This is a genomic window from Cognatiyoonia sediminum, assembly GCF_900129845.1.
In the GTDB taxonomy this organism is placed as follows: domain Bacteria; phylum Pseudomonadota; class Alphaproteobacteria; order Rhodobacterales; family Rhodobacteraceae; genus Cognatiyoonia; species Cognatiyoonia sediminum.
The window spans coordinates 527,783-549,974 of the sequence record NZ_FQXB01000001.1 but is presented as its reverse complement, the minus strand read 5'-3'; the positions used below and the strand labels follow the sequence as shown (position 1 = coordinate 549,974).

The following is a 22,192-nucleotide window of genomic DNA, read 5'->3' as shown; positions in this document are numbered from 1 at the left end:
ATCATTGACCAACTTGCGTGATCACTTAACCATTCCTTAGCCGTTTCAAAAGGGCCGGAAGTGATTTCAGACCTCTCATCTGGGCACGATGATCCAACATATCCACAGCAGGATAACCCATCACAAAATGCCCATCGTCTACGTTTCCAAGAACGATGGCACCGCCACCAAGAACAACATCTTTTCCGACGACAACATTGTCTTTGACACCAGATTTCCCGCCAAGAACCGATCTATCACCAAGCACAGTCGAACCGGCTACCGCGGCCTGAGCACAGAGTACGCAATCCTCACCTACGACCACGTTGTGACCGACTTGAACAAGGTTATCGATCTTGGTCCCGCGACCGACTGAAGTTGACCGAATAGTGCCTGCATCTACGGTCGAATTGGCACCGATTTCGACGTCATCGCCGATAATGACACTTCCCAAAGAATGAATGCGGTGGCGGATAGCGTCGTCAGGGGGCGAAAGTGGCTCTTTGGCAAGAGACATAAAGGCCCGTTCCTCATTCGAAAGCCCTTCCGTCACAAAGGAGAACCCATCCGCGCCAACAACGACGTTCGGTTGAAGGATTACATTGTCGCCAATCAAGACGTTTCGACCGATCCGAACACCGGGGTGTATATGACAATTGCGGCCAATCTTCGCGCCATCCGCAACGCTGACGTGCGAAGCGACGAGTGTTCCAGAACCGACGACTGCCGCATCGGCAATAGTTGTGAAAGGCCCAACGGAAACGTCTTCATCGAGATGCGCCTTGGCGGACACTTGCGCCAACTCGGACACCCCATCGCCAGAGGCCGGTGTATCAAAAGATTGAGTAAGATGCGCCATTGCCAAACGTGGGCGCTCTACCAAGACGGCCGCATCCAGCCCGAGCGCTTGCCAATCCGCGTCTTTCCAAAGGATCGCAGCCTTAGCCTTCGTGGCAGCAACGGCCCCCGCATATCTTGCCGACATCGCTAGTGCTAAATCATTTACGCCGGCACTAGTAGGTTCTTGCGGTCGTTTGACTGCTAGATCGACATTGCCAACTGCTTCAGCCCCAAGTGCGGCTGCAATTTCTGAAATTCGCCGTGCCATAGACACCCCTTGATTGCGGGGCCTACTTAGCCTTGAACAGCGCTGATCGCTACCCCTTCACGCGCCAAGGCCTGCCAGACACGTGCATCGCGGCCATAAACGTCACGTCTGAACTGAAGATTGCCAAGCGCGTCGGTGAAGGCGGTGCGATAAACAAGATGAACCGGAACCGGCTGTTCGAGATCTACGCGATTTTCGCGTCCAGTGCCCAATTTCGCTTGAAAGAACCCTTCTGGATCAACTTCTTGCAAGGCCAACAATTCGTAAGCAAAATCAAACGGATCATTCAGACGGATACATCCGTGGCTGTACGCCCGGGTTTCACGAGAGAACAGGTTTTTTGCCGGAGTATCGTGAAGATAGATGTTGTATTGGTTCGGAAACATAAATTTCACCAAGCCCAAAGCATTGCTCCGGCTAGGCGGTTGACGCATTGAGAATGGGAAGTTCCGACGCGTAAACTGTGTGAAATCAACATTAGCTCTGTTTACGACACGCCCGCGACGGTCGGTGATCTCTAAATGGCGCACCGCATTTGGATTGCGCTGAAGCTGCGGCAGATATTCCTTGGTCATGATCGAACGCGGCACATACCAACTTGGATTGATGACCATGAATTCCATCACATCAGAAAATTCAGGGCTTTGCCGATCGGCATCATTCGCACCAATCACCGATCGGGTTTGGAACGTCACAACATCATTGTCGACAATACGAGCTGTGAAGTCCGTCAGGTTCACCCAAATATGGCGGTCACCCTTCTCGTGATTGATCCAACGTTCACGTTCCATCGCAACAAGGACGGATTGCAATCGACGCTCCATTGAAACGTTGATTTGCTCCAATGTGCCTTCACCAGCGGTTCCGTCCACTTCAAGACCGTGCATCTCTTGAAACTTGCGCACCGCCATTTCTAGAGCTTCATCATATGTTTGAGATGCTGTACGCGGCAAATATCCCATGGAAATCAGTCTATTACGCAACGCGACAACAGCTTGACCAGAATCTCCAAGTTCGAGCTTCCGACCATTAACGCGCGGACCCCAGCCACCGTTCAGCAAACCAGCCTCAAGTTCGATTTTTTCGCGCATCAAACGACTGTATTCTGGCGAGCTCGGCGGCAGCGCGCGCAAGAATGTCCCGGCATTCGCTGCCGCGAATTCTTCTATGGTCTCAAGACGATCACGATATGCAACTTCGCGCTTGATCAATTCATCGACATTGCCAGGTACTAAAATACCGGACTGGACATCGCGCGCATATTGGAGCAACAATCGGCTGAGCTCGACTTCAACCTTGCCTTGCTGTTCGGGTGTTCTTGCCTCCCTCAACATAGCCATGACGTTGGATGTATTGTAACGCTCCGGCGGCAAACCATGCGCATCGGTTCCATCCAAAACAGTTAGAAAGGTATTGCGGCGCTCTTGAGCCTGTTCGTCCGAACCCGTCCAAATGCCTTCGAAATTCCTGTCGCGATAAAAAGCTGCAAGATCGTCATCCCGCGCAGCGGCCTCTGCAACGGCTTGGCGAAATGCGGTGACTTGAGCCGCAATGGCAGTCGGTAAAATCAATGAAACTGCGACAATCGCCGGAGCCAAAATTCGCAAATTCAAATCAAAAAAACGCCAATGCACAAACATCATCCCCATGAAGGTTTGGTCTTAAATTACAGGGCAATACAAAGCAGATACGCAACTTAGTCTAATCACATTCACGATGTTCTCTACCTAACCGGTCGTTCTGAGGTTCGGTGTTGAAAAATCGTCACAGACTAAAGCCTTCAAATTTGCGCAAAATCCTGCCTATTTCCCCCTAGTCAACTTAAGGGGGTGCAGAAATGTGTTGGTCCTCGAATCGTCTTATGTCATAAATTCGCCATCACCGGGGGATGAGGTGACACCTGCGTTATGTGAGGCGCAGAATAAAAGACGGGGCACTACAGGCTTATGACAGGCAATACAGGTACGAGCATTTCGCGGCGCGGCGTGTTGGGTGCGTTTGCTGCAACCGTTATCATCGCGGCACCTACTTTCTCCAATGCAGCTGGTTTCCTCAGAGGCTCAGGCGACGTGAGGCGTTTGAGCATGTTTTCTGGTCGGACGGGTGAACGGATCAACACTGTTTACTGGATCGACGGCGAATATATCAGCGAAGCGTTGAGAGAGATTAACCTTTTCATGCGTGATTGGCGTACGAGCGAGGCCATCAGCATGGACACAAGAACGATCGACATCATGTCGGCGTCGGCCCGGTTGCTGGATACAGATCAACCGTATCAGTTGTTGTCCGGTTACCGGTCTCCTCAAACAAACGCCTTGCTGCGGTCGCGCTCTCGAGGCGTTGCACGCAATTCACTGCACATGAAAGGCCAAGCCGCTGATCTCCGCTTGGCTGGGCGTTCTGTGTCACAGATGGCGCGCGCAGCGGCATCTTGTCGTGCGGGTGGCGTCGGAAAATATTCCGGTTCAAACTTTGTACACATGGACTGCGGCGTTGTACGGACCTGGGGTCGTTAATCGACCCCAAGTCATTCTCGAAGTTTAATGCGAAGGAGATTGCGCTCAATTGAGAGCACAGTTTTTTTCTTAGAAATCCGCCTCCAAGCCGCAAGACAAATCACCAGCCTCATAAACGTGCAATGCGTGAGGATCACCCCCTGTCAGTTGCACGACAAATAGGCCTTGATCGTTCTCAACAAGCATCTCGCCTGCACCGTCAATGAGACAAACTAGCCGACCTTCGGAACTGTCCTCCACACATTAGATCGCACCATCCGTAGCCCGGACGACCTGATTTCCATATTGCGTGACGATGTTCGCCATCTCCAGTTTCTCGAAATAGGAACTGACATCCATTGCGATAGCGCAGTCGGCTATTGCGCTGGATGGAATGAACGCAAAAAGAACCGCCCCTACAATCGAGGATCCGGTAAATCTTACTACAAAATTCATCTAAATCTTTACCTCAGTGCTTTAGTGCGCGCTTAGAAACAAGAACGCGCTCAGCCCCAAACTATGTCGGATTTAGGAACCCATCCAAGAAGAAAATAAGATATCGACTTACGGCGATGTGGCGCACCCGAGAGGATTCGAACCTCTGGCCTCTGCCTTCGGAGGGCAGCGCTCTATCCAGCTGAGCTACGGGTGCCTGAAGTCGCTATAACTTGGCGCGGCGGTGCTCGCAATGGGTTAAGCGAAAAGCTCGTGGCAAAGTTCGAGTGCGTCAATCAACACGTCCACCTCATCGGTCGTATTATACATCCCGAAAGACGCGCGACAGGTCGCGGAAACACCCATATGCTCCATCAAGGGCATCGCGCAATGCGTCCCTGCCCTCACAGCCACGCCGCGTTTATCCAAGACAGTCGAAATGTCGTGGGCGTGGGCCGCCCCTTCGATCGACAAAGAAAAGATTGCACCTTTGGTGACCGAGTTACCTTGTACGTTCAGCCAATTCAGACCTGCAAACTTTGACTGGGCGTAGTCACGCAATTCAAGTTCATGGGCGGCAATATTGGAAAGGCCGATCTCCATCATATAATCAAGCGCAACGCCGAGTCCGATGGTTTGGACGATGCCAGGTGTCCCAGCCTCGAACTTCATCGGCGCATCGTTGTAATCCACCCCATCGCGCCGAACGTCGCGGATCATATCGCCGCCGCCGATAAAGGGGCGCATCTCTTTCATCCGCTCGGGTGCGACATAGATCGCCCCAGATCCAGATGGGCCATAGAGCTTGTGCCCCGTGATCGCGTAGAAGTCGCAGCCAATGTCTTGAACGTCGACAGGTAAATGAACCGCTGCTTGGCTTCCGTCGACAAGCACAGGCACACCCTGCTCATGCGCGCCTGTTGTGATCGCTTTGACGTCCACAACAGTGCCCAGAACATTCGACATATGAGTAATGGCAACGAGCTTTGTTTTCGGACCAATCGCGTCCAAAACAGCTTGCGGATCAAGGTCGCCATTCGCGTCCACATCGACCCATTTCAAAACCACGCCTATGCGTTCGCGCAAGAAATGCCAGGGCACGATATTGGCGTGATGTTCCATGATCGAAAGAACGATCTCATCCCCAGCCTTAAACCGTGGCATAGCCCAGCTATAAGCGACCATATTGATGCCTTCGGTCGTTCCCGAATTAAGGACGATATTGTCTTCCGATTTGGCATTCAGGAATTTGGTAATGGTCCCACGCACTGCCTCGTATTTGTCCGTCGCAAGATTGGAGAGGTAATGAAGCCCCCGATGAACATTCGCGTATTCTTCGGCGTAGCCACGGGTCACCGCATCAATCACGCATTGAGGTTTTTGCGCTGATGCTCCGTTGTCGAGGTAAACCAGCGGCTTACCGTTCACTTCACGCGACAAGATCGGAAAGTCGGCGCGAATTTTCTGTACGTCGAATGTCATTTACACAGTTCCAGCGATTGGGAGGCCCAGAATGGGAAGCAGCAGTGACAAAGCAATGACCATCGCGACAATAGACAAAGCGAATGCGCCAAACGACTTCCACAAGCTCTTATACCCATGAAGCACGTCGATGAACTGCAAGAGGATGTAGAATAGGAAGACGATTCCGGCGAAATTCGCGAACGCGCCAAGCAAAGGTGAAATGAGAACAAGCACCAACTGAAGAAGTTGGAATGCAACTGTAATGCCTTGGTGCCATGAGATTAGCAGGATCGTACTGTCCAACGATCCCGTCCCTCCTAACCATCGCCCGATGTAGTGCAGCGCAAACACCATCGCGAGCATGACAAAGCCAACGAAGACTGCCGCCATCCAAGGCGATAGCGAAACCGTCTGCACACCTTCAGGAGCCGGCGTTACCGCAGCGACGGCCGATAGAACCAATGCGCTGAGGATGGAAACCAGACCAAGCAAAAGCCAAAGCGATCGCCGGTCAATATCCAACGAGATCAAGTATTCGGCAACCTTTCTCGGTTCCGTAAAGGATTGAAGGACGAGTTGAGACACAAAAGATCGTTCTTTGCTCATTCCCCTGCCTCCGCTTCTCTAAATGCTTGAAGTCCAATGATTGCAAAAGACACCAACCAGACCCCGCCGACAAGGTTTGCCCCAGGTCCCGGCCCCAAAAAGCCTGCCATCAAACCATAGAGCAACAGCACGGGCGTTGTGGCCAACAGTGACCAAAACAATGCAATGCGGGCGCTATAGAATGTTCCCTTCCCGCCAAAGAGGCGGAACAGGAGATGAAGACCCGCGGCGAGCAAGTAGAGCATCAAAGGCCAGATCATGATCCAGCTCATGAACTCGTATGCCATCAGTTGCGTCAACTCTGGCGCCTCTTGCCCCGCTTCAAGCTCAAACCCTGCCGCGCGCCGCGACAAGCGAGGCCATTGCGCTATGAAAATCAGGAAGCACGCGGCCATGACATATGCAATTGCGCGATCTTCGCGTTTGCCATGGGATAACAGCTCACGAACGACGGTTCGGGGCCTGCGCCACGTCCTGACAATATCCGTCGTGACGGCCATTAGCTGTGCCGTGCCAACCAGTTTTCGAGACGAGAACGGATATCTTCTGCTAACTCTTCGTCTTCAATCTCTTCCAATGCCTCGGCCAAGAACGCCAAAGTCAGAAGATTGGTGGCATCTCGATGGTTCACACCGCGCGAACGCAAATAGAACAAGGCCGTTTCATCAATAGCACCCGACGTCGACCCGTGGGAGCACGCGACATCATCGGCGTAAATCTCTAGCTCAGGTTTCGCTAAAAACTGGCTATCGTCATCGAGCAACAAAGATTGGCTTATTTGGTAACCGTCGGTCTTTTGCGCGCCCTCTTTGACGAGAATTTTGCCCTGAAACACACCCGACGCACCGTTGCGGAGCACCTTCTTAAACACCTGACGGCTTTCGCAGTTCACCGCGTCATGGGTAATGAACACCGTATCGTCGTGATGGAAATCCTTACCGTCACCCACACAAGCCCCAGCAACATGCGCTACAGCGTCGTCACCAACGATGTCGATAACGCATTCATTGCGGGTCAAAACGCCGTTCGCGGTTAGCGTGAAGGACTTGAACGTCGCCTCGGACGCAACTCTTGCAAAACAATGGGTTACGGCGCGACGTTCATGATCGCGGCCTTGTGCTCGCACATGATGGAACGCACCGCCCTTCGCGATGTCGACCTCTAACCCCTTAGAGAGCCGCGCACCTGCAGGACCAGTCTCTAGGAGCGTCACAGATGCCCCTTCGTCGACTTTCACGACGTTGTGGATCGCAACGTCGGAGGCCACATCGTTGTGCAGATAGATCAAATTGATCGGCTTTGATGCGACACCCGTTGCATGGATAATCACACCGTCCTGCGCCAACGCTGTGTTCAAAGCGGCCAAAGGACGTTCAACCGGCGACTGACCGTTGGCTTCTAATACGCCATAGAGGTCTTTCGCCCAATGAATGTCGGCATCCATGGCCACGGCGAGTCGTTCAATCGTCACGCCTTCCGCGCTCAAATCGTCCGACGCCGCTTCATCAAATACGCCATCGACAAAGACAATCTTCACACGATCAACAGCATCGAAAAGAGGGCCTTCATCGTTATGGAACAATGCAGCTTCTGGCGCGTCCACCGATGTGAGGCTCGTTGGGTCAGTATATTTCCAATACTCATCACGCCGAGTTGGAAGCCCCATCTCTCGCACCCGAGCAAGCGCGCTTTCCCGCGCAGCGTTCCCCCAGCCGTTTGAGGCCGGTAACGTCAGGCCGTCTAGTCTTGTCGCGGTTAGAGCCGCTTTCATCTGTGGCAAAGCCATTAAGCGACCTCCGCCAGAATGTCAGCATATCCGTTGTTTTCAACTTCCAAGGCCAGTTCCGGCCCACCGGATTTGATAATCTTACCATCCGCCATGATGTGCACGACATCCGGCTTAATATGATCCAGCAAACGCTGGTAGTGCGTGATAACAAGAAACGCGCGCCCTTCGGACCGCAATGCGTTAACGCCCTCGGACACAAGTTTCATCGCATCCACGTCCAGACCGGAGTCTGTTTCGTCGAGGATGCACATCTTTGGCTCTAGCATCGCCATCTGAAGGATTTCGTTTCGCTTTTTCTCACCGCCAGAAAAGCCCACGTTCACTGGGCGCTTGAGCATGTCAGCATCGATCTTAAGCGTCTTTGCCTTTGCGCGAACTTCCTTGAGGAAATCACCCGCGCTCAATTCCTCTTCGCCGCGGGCTTTGCGCTGAGCATTAACCGCCGTGCGCAAGAACGTCATGTTGCCGACACCAGGGATCTCGACCGGGTACTGAAATGCGAGGAACAACCCTGCTGCCGCGCGCTCTTCTGGTTCAAGATCAAGCAGATCTTCACCGTCTAGGGTCGCCGCTCCGCCCGTCACCTCATACCCATCTTTGCCAGACAAGACATAGGAAAGAGTCGATTTACCCGAGCCATTAGGCCCCATGATGGCGTGAACCGTACCAGGTTCGATTGTGAGGTCTACGCCCTTCAGGATAGACTTTTCTTCCTCTTCAAGATCAACGCGGAGGTCTTTGATTTCCAACATCTTATTTTCCTCTGATTGCCTGCTTAGGCGTATTGATTTCATCGTATTCCAACACGCAGATCGTCGCAGTGGCGACACTACGACGTTTCATTCGGTCAAATACGGATTGTGCTAGAGCGAAACGATCGTCTCGCCGTTGAAGTGGATGGAGAGCGGTGCAGTCGTTTGCGTCACCTGCTCCACATAATCTTGGCTGAACGCCTGAGCGAATTCTGCGGGAAAGAACCACACCAGATTGTGCATGGTCACAAGCATAACGGCGATCCCGCACACCTGCGCCATCATATGCCGCAACGACTTGTGTTTGAGCACCCCGCCGATGAAGAATACAATCATAGCTGCCAATCCTGCGTCCATAGCGGCCAGCGTCGCAGGATCGGTCGCATCGTTGGAAATGCCGACCAGTTCGAACCGAATATAACGAGCCGCGATCAATGCAAGGAAGCCCAAGGCCACCGACAGCAAAACCGATCCCAGACCGGCTTTCTGTTCTGTTCGGGCACTGTTGTTGGTCTTGATGATCTGCTTGGAAATGCGTTTGGGAATACGCATTCCGGTTTCTGGATCGAGGTACGACGTATTCTTCGGATCGTTGATCCGTTTGATGCGCGCCTGAAAATACGAGACCTGATCTTCCATCACCGGTCATACCTACTACGCCCCACTTTCCATATGGACGTGGATTTGGGCGAGACTTGGGCGTCGTCAGGGCTAGGCTTCGGCGATTTAGTGATGTTCTGTTCACTTTCCACTTCTCCCCAAAACCACTTGGGCAAAGAGTGAACCCAAAGTTCCAGAAAGTGCCGCCAAAGCAATGACTTGCCAAACCATCAGCTGGTCGGTCAATGCGTCTACGACGGCTGCGAATCCGGCGCAGAACAGGCCCGTCATAAACGCAGATACCCACATGAACCGAGTCATTTGCTAAACTGCTTTTTCGAGAAGTGATAAAATGACCGCGCAATGAAGAAAGCACAGATCAAAATCACCACGGTAACGATTGATCCACGCTCCCACCCGCGCGACACCGCAATCCAGATGGAAATCAGTGTCACCACAGACGCAATCGGAAGCAGCCAATTCAGCAAAAGATGCTGAAGCTGGCCTGCCTTTTCCTCAAGCGTATTTGGGGTGGAGCGATCGTCCATTAGCCAACAGACCCTTCCAAAGAAATCGCCACAAGTGCTTGAGCTTCCATAGCAAATTCCATTGGAAGTGCTTGGAGCACCTCTTTGCAGAACCCATTCACAACCAAGGCAACGGCTTCTTCCTCATCCATGCCACGCGACCGGCAATAGAACAGCTGATCGTCGTCAACCTTGGAAGTTGTCGCCTCATGCTCCACACGCGAAGAGTTATTCTTCACCTCGATATAAGGAACCGTATGCGCCCCGCATTTGTCACCAATCAGAAGTGAATCACACTGTGTGTAGTTCCGGCTATCCTTGGCTTTCAGGTGCATCGACACCAATCCGCGGTAGGTATTTTGTGCCTTGCCAGCACTGATCCCTTTAGAAACGATCCGAGATTTGGTGTTCTTCCCAAGATGAACCATCTTTGTGCCGGTGTCGGCCTGTTGATAGTTGTTCGCGATCGCGATGGAATAGAATTCACCTTGACTGTCATCGCCACGCAGAATGCAGCTCGGGTATTTCCAAGTTACAGCGGAACCTGTCTCCACCTGTGTCCACATCACCTTTGACCGCGCGCCGCGGCAGTCGGCCCGCTTGGTCACGAAGTTATAAATCCCGCCGTTGCCATTCTCATCGCCAGGGAACCAGTTTTGAACGGTGGAGTATTTCACCTCCGCATCTTCTTCGATGATGATTTCCACAACAGCCGCGTGAAGCTGCGCCGTATCACGCTGAGGTGCTGTGCAGCCTTCAAGATACGACACATACGATCCCTTATCAGCAATGATCAACGTCCGCTCAAACTGCCCTGTGTTCTCCGCATTGATGCGGAAATACGTCGATAATTCCATCGGGCAGCGCACACCGGGCGGGACATAAACAAAAGATCCGTCAGAGAAGACAGCAGAATTCAAAGTCGCATAAAAATTATCCGAAGGTGGCACCACTGTCCCAAGGTATTTCTTCACCAACTCAGGATGCTCTTTGATCGCCTCCGAGATCGAGCAGAAGATCACGCCTGCTTTCTTCAATTCCTCCTGAAAAGTCGTTCCAACAGACACGGAGTCAAAGACAGCATCTACGGCAACCTTACGCCCTTCGGACGGCGCATCTTCAGCGCCCTCAACACCAGCAAGGATCATCTGTTCCTTTAGCGGAATACCAAGCTTTTCGTAAGTCGCCAGCAGCTTAGGATCGACCTCATCCAAGGATTTCGGCTTCTCTTCCATGCTTTTCGGGCGGGCATAATAGTAAATGTCCTGAAAATCGATATCAGGATAATCCACCATCGCCCATGTTGGCTCTTCGATCTTTTCCCAACGCTCAAAAGCGGAAAGGCGCCATTCCGTCATCCACTCCGGCTCATCGTTCTTGGACGAAATCAACCGAACGATGTCTGGATTTACGCCTTTTGGCGCGTACTCCATCTCGATCTCGGTTTCCCAACCATATTTGTAGGTCCCGGACAGTTCCGCAACCGCGTCAACCGTTTCCTGATCGACACCGTCTTTGACGTCCATTTGATCCAATGCAGCCATCTTCTCTCGTCCTCTCTCCACACCGCCTATGCAGCGCGGCGACCCAGTCTTTTCTTTGTCCAGGCTTCGGCGAACCGAAGCACATCATCTTCTGTCGTCTCGACCCCGAGCGAGACGCGAACAGCGCAACTCGCATCCTCGTTCGAATAGCCCAAAGCCTGCAAAACCTTGCTTGCCTTCACTTTTCCCGATGAACAGGCCGATCCAGCTGAAACAGCAAAACCTGCCAAATCCATCGCCATAACTTGCGTTTCGCCCTTCCAACCGGGGGAAATGAAACAGCTCGTATTTGGCAGCCGTTCAGCACCTTTCCCTACAAAAATAGTATCCGGCACCGCATCCTCAATGGCCTTTTCTAGAATATTTCTAAATTGCGCAAGTCGATCCATTTGACCGTCAGAAAGAGCCTTATCCGCAGCCTCAATGGCAGCCCCCATTCCGGCAATTCCAATGATGTTTTCGGTACCAGATCGCCGACCCATCTCCTGACCACCGCCGCGCAGTTGTGCCGTCAAATCATGGCCCTGAGGGAGAATCAAAGCGCCAACCCCCTTCGGTCCGCCAAACTTGTGAGCCGACAAAAACATCATCTCGACGCCCGACCAACTGTAAGCTACCGGAATTTTTCCGACCGCTTGCGTGACATCCGAAACCGCCAATCCTTTTGGCAAAGACTGAAGAATACCTGTTTCAGAATTTGCCAATTGAAGCGTTGAGGCTTCAGGTTCACGCACTTGGACCGAAACACCACTCACCTGCAAAGATGGTGCGCACCACGCCAATACTGCCTCATGCTCCATCACAGAAGCCAACAAGCCACGTCCACCAAACGCCAAAGCGGCAGCTTCCGTCGCTCCAGACGTAAAGACAATATCTGCGTTCCCCGCACCTGTCGCCGCCGCAACCTGCTGGCGCGCCTTTTCCAATATGCCTTTCGCTGCACGACCTTCCGCATGCACAGACGACGGATTTCCCGCCACATCCATAGCAGCAATCATCGCGGAACGCGCTTCAGCCCTTAATGGCGTCGTTGCATTATGATCCAAATAGACGCGAGACACCTTACAGCTTTCCTCTTGCCGAAAATACCTCGGGGGATGACGGCCGCAGGCCGAAGGGGGCAGCACCCCCTTTTTTCACCAGCAAGAACACGACCCCCATCATTCGTCCACAACTTCAAACAAGGCCGGAACAGCGGGGCAAGGCGCTAGATCATTCTCGACGACATCTGACAAACGCGCTTGATGAAGGAAAACATAGACATGTGCAGACAAGCCTTCCCACAAACGGTTGGTTAGAGATTGCGCGCGGCTTCCTGATTCCGCCCCAGTTGCCCCACCGCCTTTGTGCATTGCGCTCACAGTTTCATCCACGGCTTCAAGGATTTCCGCCACGCGAATATCCGACGCAGGTCTTGACAACCGATACCCTCCACCGGGACCACGGACAGACACAACAAGATCCGCACGGCGCAACTTCACAAAAAGTTGCTCAAGATAGGCCAGAGAAATGTCCTGCCGCTTGGAAATTTCGGTTAGGTTCACCAAGGCGGTTTCGGGTTGCATCGCAATATCGGTAAGCGCAACCATCGCATAGCGGCCTTTAGTACTCAGCTTCACGGTGTTCCCTCACAACGATTCTCAATTCAATTGACCTTTCCGGCGCGGCTGATTAGGTCAATTGAAACCAGATTTAGCACATCTGCGCTGAATTTAGAACCTTTCTAATTTGCCCGACTCTTTCTGTCAAGAATCTGGGTATCAAACTGATGGATCACAATGCCTGAAGTCATTTTTCCTGGCCCAGAAGGCCGCCTCGAAGGTCGCTATCACCCGCAAAGAGACCGTGACGCACCAATTGCAATCATCTTGCACCCGCATCCGCAGTTTGGCGGCACGATGAACAACCGTGTCGTCTACAATCTGCACTACGCGTTTCACGAGATGGGCTTCACCTGCCTGCGCTTCAATTTCCGCGGTGTTGGACGCAGCCAAGGCGAATATGATCAAGGCGTTGGTGAACTGTCCGATGCGGCGTCCGCCCTCGACTACCTGCAATCCATGAATTCCAATTCAAAGCATTGCTGGGTCGCCGGTTTCTCCTTCGGCGCTTGGATCGGAATGCAGCTCTTGATGCGGCGGCCTGAGATCACAGGGTTCATCTCTGTCTCCCCACCAGCCAATATGTATGATTTCAGCTTCCTCGCGCCCTGCCCGTCTTCTGGCTTGATCATCAACGGCTCCAACGACCGCGTCGCGCCACCAGCCGATACGGTCAACCTTGTGAACAAGCTGCATGAGCAAAAAGGTATCACCATCACGCACACCGAGATGGAAGGCGCCGGGCACTTCTTTGAAGATCCTTACATGGATCCGATGATTGAAAACGTGCAAGCTTACGTCCGCCGCCGTTTGACAGAGAATACACGCTAATGAGCTTTATTGACGATATGGGCATGGCATTGGCGGATGAGGCTCTGGCCGAGGCCGCAGCATCAGGCGACGAAAAACTGGTCGACCGCATCGCCACGATGCTGGGCGCGTCTTCGCAATCTCTGGAAGAAGCCTATCTCACTGGCATTCGTGTGCGCCGCGCTGAAGCACGCGCCAAAGAAATGATAGACGAGTCGCGCAAAAAGCGGAGCGCTGATGCAGCCCCCGCAGCTGGCTGACATTTTTCTGATCCCCTTGATGGACGGCGACTTCGCCGTCGGTCAGGTGGTAAATGCAAAGGATACGCCTGAGGGCACGGTTCTTTGCATTTTGACCTTGCTCAAATCCGCGCCAGATTGGCCCCCGTCCCCTATTCATTATTCTGAAGCCATTGCATTAGTGCTGACCCAGACCGCGTCATTGACCGATGGGACTTGGCAAACGGTCGGGTTTGAAGCTGTGCCAGCGTTAGAACGCGTGTTTGATTTGGAAAAGGCAGTGGCCTCGAACTTTGAGAACCTAACAGTCCATGATCCTGCTATCTTGGAAGCCTTCGTAAACGCCTGTCACGGGCTCTACCCATGGGACGGCTTTCCGGACAGTCAGTTCTTTACAAAGCTGCTAATTCATCCAGATCGCATCCCTTCCACCGCCAAAATGAAGAGCCAGTTCCCCTCATGACCTCACGGATCGAACAACAATTGGCTTTTCTGAACGAGGCGGACAAACTCAAATCAGTCACGCGCGGGACGACACTCAACGATGGCTCGCGAAAAGAGAATTCAGCGGAGCACAGTTGGCACATTTCGCTATATGTTCTGACCCTCGCAGAACACGCAAATCGTCCTATAAATGTCGACCGTGTGATAAAGATGCTTCTTTTGCACGACATCGTTGAGATCGACGCCGGCGACAACCCGATCCACGGCGACCATGATCCGGTCGAAATGGAAAAAGTCGAAAAAGCTGCAGCCGATCGCATCTTCGGCCTCTTGCCGAAGGACCAACGCGACGGGTTCCGTGCGCTTTGGGACGAATTTGAAGCGGCGGAAACCGATGATGCGATATTTGCGAAGTCGATTGATCGGGTTCAGCCCGTCATCGCCAATCTGGAATCCGGCGGCGGCAGTTGGCATGAATACGATGTGGATCAAGAAAAGCTCGAACGCCGCGTGGCGGTGAAAGTCAAGCGCGGGGCGCCTGCGATTTGGGATGTTCTCAAAAACCGCATTGATGCTTGGTTCGAAACAAACACGTAGCGATTCCAGCCCTTCCGTCACATTCTTGCCTTAATTCACCCTAAATCCGGCCAAAAAGTCGTGGAATCGTTTCCTATCGCCCAAAAAGAGGCGCGCGGGACACCGAATTTGAGGCAGTTAAGGACAAGCGACATGGCATCGGCACAACCTCCTAAGCCAGCACCTGTGAAAACACCCACTCCTGTGCGTGCAACACCACCAGTAAAAGCTGAAAAACCCGTCTTCACGGACTACGCGAGTATCTAGAGCCACCAACCTTACCGCGCTTTGGCCAGCGGGTGACGCCTCGATTTTCCTCCCGATCGAGCGCTGTCCCCACTGGTCCTTTTTTGGTGTCACGGCTAATTTGAAGCTATGGCTGCCCTGACCACCATCCGCAATATCGGCCCCGCCTTCGAAGAGTCCTTGATCGCTGTTGGCATCAAGACTGCCGAGGAATTGCGAGACCTTGGAGCCGACGCCGCCTATGCCCGTTTGCTTGAGAACGGCACGAAACCACATTTCATTGGTTACTACGTTTTGCATATGGCCTTACAAGGGCGCCCTTGGAATGACTGCAAAGGCAACGAGAAAAAAGCGCTTCGCAAAAAGTTCGATGCGCTCAAGGCGTCTCATTTCGATCAGGATCAATCCGATCTAGAACGTATGCTCAACGAAATCGGTGTCATCAAAGCTTCAAAGTAAATACCCTTCACATTTGACCGCTCATAGTGTATGTTAACACCATGAACATTGAGCAAGACATCGACTATGAACTTAAGAAACTGCGCGTCATTGCCTGGCGGATGGACGCTTTATTCTACATTCCAGGCACAAATATATCTGTGGGCCTCGACAACTTTTTCGGACTTATCCCGATCGTCGGTGACACTATGGCCGTCGCCCCGTCCGTGTACATGATCTACAAAGCGAAACAGCTTGGCGCGACGCCGGGCGCTTTGGCCTATATGATCAGCAACACGGTCGTCGACCTGCTAATTGATTCGATCCCGATCATCGGTGACGTTTTCGACGTGGTCTACAACTCAAACATCCGAAACTATCGGGCGCTTGAACGCAAACTGAACAAACAGGCTGCACAAGCCTATGAAGTCACACGCCAACCAAAATGTCTGCAAATGGCATGAAGAAAAGTTAAAGGGCGCCCTGAGAGGCAGGACGCCCTTTTAATCCGGATCGTTCGCTCACACACACAAGCGTCAGATTAACCAACAGCATCAGACCCCACGGACACTGCCACACTAAACCGTTTAACACTGCTGCAGCACACGCAGCATACTCGTTACACGTTGCCGAAACTCGGCTTACTCGTTCAACACCCCGCAACGTGCGGGAAACAGAATGGTCACTCGTTAAAACACAACTGAACTTGGTAACCATGAACAACTTACATGTATGGATGTACGGAATACGGTCGATTCCGCCAATTGTCTAAAGGGACAGGTTCGTCGGTTTTTTTGGAAACTGTTTGTTTCCGATACCTGACCTTTACGTCAACTTTGGCCGATCGCCGGGCTGTCTAATCTCCCGTAAATATATGTAAATAAATACTTTAATTAGAAAATTAAGCAGTGCTTAAGAATCATGACGGCCGCGCCAGCATTTCGCCGCGCGGCCGACACAATCGTAAATAGGCTAACTTTTTAGCCGACCAATTCGAGGCCGGAGAAGAAGAAAGCGATCTCTTCTGCAGCTGTCTCTGGCGCGTCAGAACCGTGTACGGAGTTCTCACCAACAGAGAGTGCGAACTCTTTACGGATGGTGCCTTCAGCGGCGTCAGCTGGGTTTGTCGCACCCATGACTTCGCGGTTTTTCGCGATTGCGTCTTCACCTTCAAGAACCTGAACCACGATAGGCTCAGAAATCATGAATTCGCAAAGTTCGTCAAAGAACGGACGTTCTTTGTGTACGCCATAGAAGTGCTGTGCTTGAGCCAGTGTCAGTTGAATGCGCTTGGAGGCAACAATGCGCAGACCCGCTTCTTCGAATTTAGCCACGATCTGACCGGTCAGGTTACGCTTGGTTGCGTCTGGTTTGATGATTGAGAATGTGCGCTGGATAGCCATCTTATCGTCCTTTGGTTTTGGGCCGGAGGTGCCCCGAAAATCTCATGTGGGCGCGCACTAGCATGGGTATCTTCCCTTGGGAAGTGTTAACCGCTAGGCGGCCATTGACGCAGCCCAGTTCCTCAGGCAATGCGGGGCCATGTTGCGTCTAACTGACATCACCTACTCCATCGAAGGACGGACCCTGATCGAGAACGCCAATGTCGTGATCCCGACGGGGCACAAGGTCGGTTTGGTGGGGCGCAATGGGACAGGTAAAACCACACTCTTTCGCATCATTCGCGGCGAAATGATCCTGGATACGGGCGACGTTGATATTCCAAGGGGCTGGAAAATCGGTGGCGTCAGTCAGGAAGTCCCCGGAAATGAAATTACTCTGATCGATACTGTTCTAAGTGCCGATATCGAACGCTCCGCTTTGATGGAGGAGGCCGAAACGGCCACTGACCCAGGACGAATTGCAGACATTCAAACCCGCCTGACCGACATCGACGCGTGGTCTGCCGAAGCGCGCGCCTCTTCGATCCTTAAGGGGCTTGGTTTCACGGATGCAGAGCAAAAGATGCCCTGCTCTGCCTTCTCCGGCGGGTGGCGGATGCGCGTGGCGCTCGCCGCAGTTCTGTTTTCCGAACCCGACTTGCTGTTATTGGACGAACCCACGAACTACCTCGACCTTGAAGGCGCCCTTTGGCTGGAAAGCTACCTTGTGCGCTATCCCCACACGGTTCTAATCGTCAGCCACGACCGAGAACTTTTGAACCGCTCGGTGGGTGGGATTCTGCATCTCGAAGATAAGGATTTGACCTACTACACGGGCCCCTACGATCAATTCGCGCGTCAACGGGCTGAAAAGCGGGCTTTGCAAGCCTCTCAGGCCAAGAAACAAGCGGAGAAGCGTGCGCATCTGCAAGCCTTTGTCGACAGGTTCAAAGCGAAAGCGTCTAAGGCCAAACAAGCGCAATCGCGCGTGAAGATGCTGGAAAAGATGGAAACCATTCGCGCGCCAGAAGATGCCGCGCGAACTGTTTTCACCTTTCCAAAGCCCGAAGAACTATCGCCGCCGATCATCGCGACCGAAGGCGTTGGGGTTGGGTATGACGAGACCATCGTTCTGGATCGATTGAACCTGCGGATCGACCAGGATGACCGCATTGCTCTGCTCGGTCGGAATGGCGAAGGCAAGTCCACTTTGTCCAAACTGTTGTCAGGACGGCTCGACGCCGCGCATGGGCGTTTGAGCAAATCCAAGAAACTCCGCATCGGTTTCTTTGCACAGCACCAAGTCGAGGAACTCTCAGTCGATGAAACACCGCTTCAGCACTTGCGGCGCGAACGGCCAGATGAACAGGAATCCAAACTCCGCGCGCGCATGGCAGGGTTTGGATTAGGGCCTGATCAGGCGGAAACCGAAGTGGGGCGGCTATCCGGCGGACAGAAAGCCCGCCTTTCGCTGCTGTTGGCGACCTTGCCCGCGCCGCATTTGCTGATTTTGGACGAGCCGACAAACCACTTGGATATCGAAAGCCGAGAGGCTTTGGTTGAGGCGCTGACCGCCTATACAGGCGCGGTAATCCTCGTCAGCCACGACATGCACCTGCTGAGCATGGTCGCAGACCGCTTGTGGCTGGTAAGAGACGGCCGTGTCGCCCCTTACGAAGACGATCTGCAAGCCTATCGAAAGATGTTGCTGACTCCGGACAAGCCGCAGAAAACGCAAGAGCCCAAACCCAAGAAGTCAAAGCCATCTCGTGACGTTCTTCTGCAGCTTAAGGCTGAGGTGCGCAAATGCGAGGAACGCGTCAATAAAATCAATGAGATGCGGGACAAACTTGCCACAAAACTCGCGGACCCAGAACTCTACGAAGATACGCGCATTGGCGAACTTGAAATGTGGAACAAGAAATACGCCGAGCTGATGGAGGCCGTTGATCGCGCTGAGGGTCTTTGGATGACGGCCTTGGAGAAATTGGAGGAGGCGCAAGCTAGATGAACACACTGCCTGAGTTTATCGCGGCCTTTACTGCCCTCTTTGTCGTGATCGATCCCATAGGTCTAACGCCTCTCTTTATCGCGATGACGCCCAACCTCGACGCCAAAGATCGTCGCGCGATTGCCTTGCGGGCCTGCGCGGTTTCAATCGGGATTTTGGTGGTGTTTGCGCTGCTTGGGGAACAGCTTCTCTCGTTCATTGGGATTTCGATGCCAGCTTTCCAGATCGCGGGCGGCGTGTTGCTGTTTCTAACGGCTTTGGACATGCTATTCGAACGGCGGCAGGCGCGGCGCCAAGATACAACCGATGAGACAGCCACAATCGAAAATGACCCATCAGTCTTTCCTCTGGCCATCCCACTCATCGCTGGTCCTGGGGCCATCGCGACCATGATCCTGTTAACTGGCGAAGCAGAAGGAGCGACCGACTACGGCGCGGCCATTGGGGTGATGCTCGCGGTTATTTTACTTGTCTTTATCCTCTTCAACGTCGCCACTTGGCTTGAACGGTTGCTGGGCAAAACCGGCATCAACGTTGTCACCCGATTGCTCGGCATGTTGCTAGCGGCCCTTTCCGTTCAATTCATCCTTGATGGCCTCAAGGGTTTTGGATTGGCGGGCTAGTCCCTATATCGACACCATGGATGGCGATCAGATTGCAAACCTAGCCTTTCTTGGCCTGCTTGGTGCGGCCATTGCTGGCAGCTATTTCGTCTCAAATCGCGGCCAATTGGGCAAAATGACCCAACAAGCGATGATCTGGGCGCTGATTTTCATCGGCGTCATTGCCGCCTTTGGCATGTGGGGAGACATTCGGAACACTGTTTCACCCCAGCAGATGATGGTCGGAGAAAGCGAGATATCTGTCCCTCTACGAAGCGATGGTCACTATCATCTTTCTCTGGAAGTGAATGACGTTCCGCTCGAGTTTCTCGTGGATACAGGCGCCAGCGAAGTTGTTTTGACTAAGGCGGACGCAAGAGCCATCGGAATCAATCCTGACGAATTGAACTACATTGGGTCAGCAATGACAGCGAACGGATCGGTGCCCGTGGCTCAGGTGTATTTGGATACTGTCGAACTTGGAGGGATCCAGGACGCCAACCTACGCGCCTTGGTGAACGGCGGCGAGATGGATAAATCCCTTCTTGGCATGTCTTACCTGAACGGGTTTGAACGTATTGAAATCCGAGACGGCGAACTTGTCTTAAGCCGCTAGGAACCGGATTCCGCCTTCTTCGTCCAGCTTCCATTGTCTTGCGCCCAGTATTGGGCGGCACAGCCTGCATCTGTGAGCATCTTCCACTGACCACGCGCCACATTCAGCGCAGCTTCATCATGCCCGTCGAACAAGACGCAACAGCGTTCAGACAAACCGACCTCAGAGGCAGTGATCGTCGATCCGCCCACGCTCATCACGCACTCAAACCCATCTGCCGCAAGACCGGAGGCGAGCAAAATGGGTTGTTCGCCATCATGCGGCCCACCTGCCAAGCCATGCGGCAGGAAATCATCAACGGGACCATTCCAAAGCGTCTGATCCAACCGCTCAAGCAACGCCTGATCGTCCCCACGCACCAGAATACGCCACCCCGCGCCCCGCGCTTTGCTCAGAAGCATCGGCAATGTGGCTTCTAGTGGTGTATCCGTCAGATGATAGAAATAAACCGCGCCCATCTAGCCCTCAAAGTGATCGGCAATAAGGCGGTTGAGCGTCATGACACCCCACCCCGTCGCTCCTGCCGGTGCCATCGGCGTTTCCGACTTAGTCAGCGCGACCCCCGCTATATCCAAATGGCACCACGGAGTTTCCTCTTTCACGAACTTGCGCAGAAATTCAGCCGCAATGTTCGCGCCGCCATATCGGCCGCCCACATTCTTCATGTCAGCGATGCGTGATTTCAGCCCCTTCGCGTAACCGTCACCGAGCGGCATACGCCATGCGCCCTCGCCTTCGGATTCTGCAGCTTTTAACAGCTGCGCCACCAAGGAATCGGAGTTGGAATAAACACCACAAAGGTCATGACCCAGTGCTACCAACATAGCCCCAGTTAACGTCGCCAAATCGATAACTCCGGACGGTTTAAACCTTTCCTGAGCGTACCAAAGGACATCCGCCAAAACCAAACGGCCTTCGGCATCTGTATTGATAACCTCAATCGTATCACTCTTCATTGAGGTTACAACATCACCGGGCCGTGTGGCGCGATCCGAAGGCATGTTTTCAACCAAGCCAACAAGGCCCACGACATTCGCCTTCGCTTTACGCAATGCCAATGCGCGCATAACACCGGACACTACGCCTGCGCCGCCCATATCCATGGTCATCTCTTCCATGCCGCTGGGGTTTTTGAGGCTGATGCCACCGGTATCAAAGACCACGCCTTTGCCGACCAGCGCCAAGGGAGGCTCCTTGCCGCCGCCATTCCAAGACATAACAACAACCTTTGACGGGCTGACGGACCCCTGCCCGACACAGAGCAGCGCACCCATGCCGAGTTTTTCCAATTCCTTTTCTTCCAGGATTTCGACATCCAACCCGATTTCCTGCATCGCCGCCAAACGAGCTGCGAAATCATCCGTCGTCAGAACATTTGCCGGTTCATTTGTCAGATCGCGCGTGAAGAACACGCCTTCTGCCACAGCAGCTGCATCTTTTGCGTTCTTTGCAACTGCTTCTGGTGCATTCACATGAAGCTTGACCGTTCCTACCGGTTTCGCCTCTGCTGTTTTGTGGGACGAAAATTCATAGTGCCGAAGGGCAAATCCAAAGGCGAGTTCCGACGCATGTTTTAACCCACCCGCCAGAATGTTCGTATCGGATGCCGAATGCATCTTTGCCAGTTTCGCCCCCACACGACGGACCTCCAGCGCTTTCGCCCGCTTACCGAGTTTGACGATTAAAATCGCATCGGCTTTTAACCCGCTTGGGAAAGCCAGACGCGAGATAGAACCCTCAGACATGCCTTCAAATGCAGAGCTTTCGAGAAAGCGTTGAACCGCCTTTCGGGATGCCGAATTCACCTTTCGGCCGAGTGCATCCAGCTTGCCATCCGGTGTCGCAAATATGACCAAAGCGCCCGAGATGGATTTTACATCGTGGATATCGATCCCTTCAAACTTTAGCTCAATAGGCTGGGACATGCG

27 protein-coding genes and 1 tRNA gene are annotated in these 22,192 nt (G+C 53.1%); 10 read left to right on the top strand and 18 right to left on the bottom strand.

Annotation, left to right across the window (positions count from 1 at the left end; all coding sequences use genetic code 11):
* Positions 1-25: 25 nt before the first annotated feature.
* Positions 26-1,087, bottom strand: coding sequence for a UDP-3-O-(3-hydroxymyristoyl)glucosamine N-acyltransferase (locus BUA85_RS02765; RefSeq protein ID WP_072899109.1), 1,062 nt, complete (start codon positions 1,085-1,087; stop codon positions 26-28).
* 26 nt (positions 1,088-1,113) lie between these two features.
* Positions 1,114-2,727, bottom strand: coding sequence for a L,D-transpeptidase family protein (locus tag BUA85_RS02760; RefSeq protein WP_072900379.1), 1,614 nt, complete (start codon positions 2,725-2,727; stop codon positions 1,114-1,116).
* A 306-nt stretch (positions 2,728-3,033) separates the two neighbouring features.
* Here BUA85_RS02760 and mepK point away from each other — a divergent pair, with 306 nt between their 5' ends.
* Positions 3,034-3,603 (top strand): peptidoglycan L,D-endopeptidase MepK, encoded by a 570-nt coding sequence (gene mepK / locus BUA85_RS02755; protein ID WP_072899107.1) that lies wholly within the window; start codon positions 3,034-3,036, stop codon positions 3,601-3,603.
* A gap of 243 nt (positions 3,604-3,846) precedes the next feature.
* On the opposite strand, the gene BUA85_RS02750 is transcribed toward mepK, so the two are convergent.
* From BUA85_RS02750 to iscR, 13 genes are all read right to left on the bottom strand, one after another.
* A complete protein-coding gene (locus BUA85_RS02750; RefSeq protein ID WP_072899105.1) occupies positions 3,847-4,038 on the bottom strand; it encodes a hypothetical protein in 192 nt (63 codons plus the stop codon).
* Positions 4,039-4,157: 119 nt separating this feature from the next.
* Positions 4,158-4,234 (bottom strand) — tRNA-Arg (locus tag BUA85_RS02745).
* Positions 4,235-4,275: 41 nt separating this feature from the next.
* Complete coding sequence (locus BUA85_RS02740; RefSeq protein ID WP_072899103.1) at positions 4,276-5,499, bottom strand: cysteine desulfurase; 1,224 nt, start codon at positions 5,497-5,499, stop codon at positions 4,276-4,278.
* Positions 5,500-6,087 (bottom strand): YIP1 family protein, encoded by a 588-nt coding sequence (locus BUA85_RS02735; RefSeq protein WP_072899101.1) that lies wholly within the window; start codon positions 6,085-6,087, stop codon positions 5,500-5,502. It abuts the gene before it with no gap.
* On the bottom strand, positions 6,084-6,587 hold the full coding sequence (locus BUA85_RS02730) for a YIP1 family protein (RefSeq protein ID WP_072899099.1): 504 nt from the start codon (positions 6,585-6,587) through the stop codon (positions 6,084-6,086). Before BUA85_RS02730 ends, BUA85_RS02735 begins: the two co-directional genes overlap by 4 nt.
* Positions 6,587-7,873 (bottom strand): SufB/SufD family protein, encoded by a 1,287-nt coding sequence (locus tag BUA85_RS02725; RefSeq protein ID WP_072899097.1) that lies wholly within the window; start codon positions 7,871-7,873, stop codon positions 6,587-6,589. Before BUA85_RS02725 ends, BUA85_RS02730 begins: the two co-directional genes overlap by 1 nt.
* The gene (gene sufC, locus BUA85_RS02720) at positions 7,873-8,628 is read right to left on the bottom strand and encodes a Fe-S cluster assembly ATPase SufC (RefSeq protein ID WP_072899095.1); all 756 of its coding nucleotides are present in this window, start codon (positions 8,626-8,628) and stop codon (positions 7,873-7,875) included. The genes BUA85_RS02725 and sufC overlap by 1 nt, the downstream gene beginning before the upstream one ends.
* A 111-nt stretch (positions 8,629-8,739) precedes the next feature.
* The gene (locus BUA85_RS02715) at positions 8,740-9,267 is read right to left on the bottom strand and encodes a hypothetical protein (RefSeq protein ID WP_072899093.1); all 528 of its coding nucleotides are present in this window, start codon (positions 9,265-9,267) and stop codon (positions 8,740-8,742) included.
* Between the two features lie 102 nt (positions 9,268-9,369).
* Positions 9,370-9,549 (bottom strand): hypothetical protein, encoded by a 180-nt coding sequence (locus tag BUA85_RS02710; RefSeq protein ID WP_072899092.1) that lies wholly within the window; start codon positions 9,547-9,549, stop codon positions 9,370-9,372.
* On the bottom strand, positions 9,546-9,776 hold the full coding sequence (locus BUA85_RS02705; RefSeq protein WP_072899091.1) for a hypothetical protein: 231 nt from the start codon (positions 9,774-9,776) through the stop codon (positions 9,546-9,548). The genes BUA85_RS02710 and BUA85_RS02705 overlap by 4 nt, the downstream gene beginning before the upstream one ends.
* Positions 9,776-11,299: a Fe-S cluster assembly protein SufB gene (sufB, locus tag BUA85_RS02700; protein WP_072899090.1), complete on the bottom strand. Its 1,524-nt coding sequence runs from the start codon at positions 11,297-11,299 to the stop codon at positions 9,776-9,778. The genes BUA85_RS02705 and sufB overlap by 1 nt, the downstream gene beginning before the upstream one ends.
* Positions 11,300-11,325: 26 nt before the next feature.
* On the bottom strand, positions 11,326-12,360 hold the full coding sequence (locus BUA85_RS02695; RefSeq protein ID WP_072899089.1) for a cysteine desulfurase family protein: 1,035 nt from the start codon (positions 12,358-12,360) through the stop codon (positions 11,326-11,328).
* 99 nt (positions 12,361-12,459) lie between these two features.
* Positions 12,460-12,918, bottom strand: a complete 459-nt coding sequence (gene iscR, locus BUA85_RS02690; protein ID WP_072899088.1) for a Fe-S cluster assembly transcriptional regulator IscR — start codon at positions 12,916-12,918, stop codon at positions 12,460-12,462.
* 159 nt (positions 12,919-13,077) lie between these two features.
* Between iscR and BUA85_RS02685 the strand changes: the two genes are divergently transcribed.
* From BUA85_RS02685 to BUA85_RS02660, 6 genes are all read left to right on the top strand, one after another.
* Positions 13,078-13,731 (top strand): alpha/beta hydrolase, encoded by a 654-nt coding sequence (locus BUA85_RS02685; RefSeq protein WP_072899087.1) that lies wholly within the window; start codon positions 13,078-13,080, stop codon positions 13,729-13,731.
* On the top strand, positions 13,731-13,970 hold the full coding sequence (locus tag BUA85_RS02680) for a hypothetical protein (RefSeq protein WP_072899086.1): 240 nt from the start codon (positions 13,731-13,733) through the stop codon (positions 13,968-13,970). Before BUA85_RS02685 ends, BUA85_RS02680 begins: the two co-directional genes overlap by 1 nt.
* Complete coding sequence (locus tag BUA85_RS02675; protein ID WP_072899085.1) at positions 13,948-14,412, top strand: hypothetical protein; 465 nt, start codon at positions 13,948-13,950, stop codon at positions 14,410-14,412. Before BUA85_RS02680 ends, BUA85_RS02675 begins: the two co-directional genes overlap by 23 nt.
* Positions 14,409-14,990, top strand: coding sequence for an HD domain-containing protein (locus BUA85_RS02670; protein WP_072899084.1), 582 nt, complete (start codon positions 14,409-14,411; stop codon positions 14,988-14,990). The genes BUA85_RS02675 and BUA85_RS02670 overlap by 4 nt, the downstream gene beginning before the upstream one ends.
* A 354-nt stretch (positions 14,991-15,344) precedes the next feature.
* Positions 15,345-15,674, top strand: coding sequence for a TfoX/Sxy family protein (locus BUA85_RS02665; RefSeq protein ID WP_072899083.1), 330 nt, complete (start codon positions 15,345-15,347; stop codon positions 15,672-15,674).
* A 41-nt stretch (positions 15,675-15,715) separates the two neighbouring features.
* Entirely contained in the window at positions 15,716-16,117 is a 402-nt protein-coding gene (locus BUA85_RS02660) for a DUF4112 domain-containing protein (RefSeq protein WP_072899082.1), read from the top strand.
* Between the two features lie 516 nt (positions 16,118-16,633).
* Here BUA85_RS02660 and ndk read toward each other — a convergent pair.
* The gene (ndk, locus tag BUA85_RS02655; RefSeq protein WP_072899080.1) at positions 16,634-17,056 is read right to left on the bottom strand and encodes a nucleoside-diphosphate kinase; all 423 of its coding nucleotides are present in this window, start codon (positions 17,054-17,056) and stop codon (positions 16,634-16,636) included.
* A gap of 139 nt (positions 17,057-17,195) precedes the next feature.
* Between ndk and BUA85_RS02650 the strand changes: the two genes are divergently transcribed.
* Genes BUA85_RS02650 through BUA85_RS02640 form a run of 3 tightly spaced genes read left to right on the top strand, consistent with a single transcriptional unit; the run spans position 17,196 to position 20,264 of the window.
* Positions 17,196-19,046: an ABC-F family ATP-binding cassette domain-containing protein gene (locus tag BUA85_RS02650; protein ID WP_072899078.1), complete on the top strand. Its 1,851-nt coding sequence runs from the start codon at positions 17,196-17,198 to the stop codon at positions 19,044-19,046.
* Positions 19,043-19,669 carry a MarC family protein gene (locus BUA85_RS02645; RefSeq protein WP_072899076.1) on the top strand — a complete coding sequence of 209 codons (627 nt, stop codon included), beginning with the start codon at positions 19,043-19,045 and terminating at the stop codon, positions 19,667-19,669. The genes BUA85_RS02650 and BUA85_RS02645 overlap by 4 nt, the downstream gene beginning before the upstream one ends.
* Entirely contained in the window at positions 19,653-20,264 is a 612-nt protein-coding gene (locus tag BUA85_RS02640) for a retropepsin-like aspartic protease family protein (RefSeq protein WP_341350615.1), read from the top strand. The genes BUA85_RS02645 and BUA85_RS02640 overlap by 17 nt, the downstream gene beginning before the upstream one ends.
* On the opposite strand, the gene BUA85_RS02635 is transcribed toward BUA85_RS02640, so the two are convergent.
* Both BUA85_RS02635 and BUA85_RS02630 read right to left on the bottom strand, forming a co-directional pair.
* Positions 20,261-20,722 (bottom strand): DNA polymerase III subunit chi, encoded by a 462-nt coding sequence (locus BUA85_RS02635; RefSeq protein WP_072899072.1) that lies wholly within the window; start codon positions 20,720-20,722, stop codon positions 20,261-20,263. The two genes, BUA85_RS02640 and BUA85_RS02635, sit on opposite strands and share 4 nt — an antisense overlap.
* Complete coding sequence (locus BUA85_RS02630) at positions 20,723-22,189, bottom strand: leucyl aminopeptidase (RefSeq protein ID WP_072899070.1); 1,467 nt, start codon at positions 22,187-22,189, stop codon at positions 20,723-20,725.
* Between the last annotated feature and the right edge of the window lie 3 nt (positions 22,190-22,192).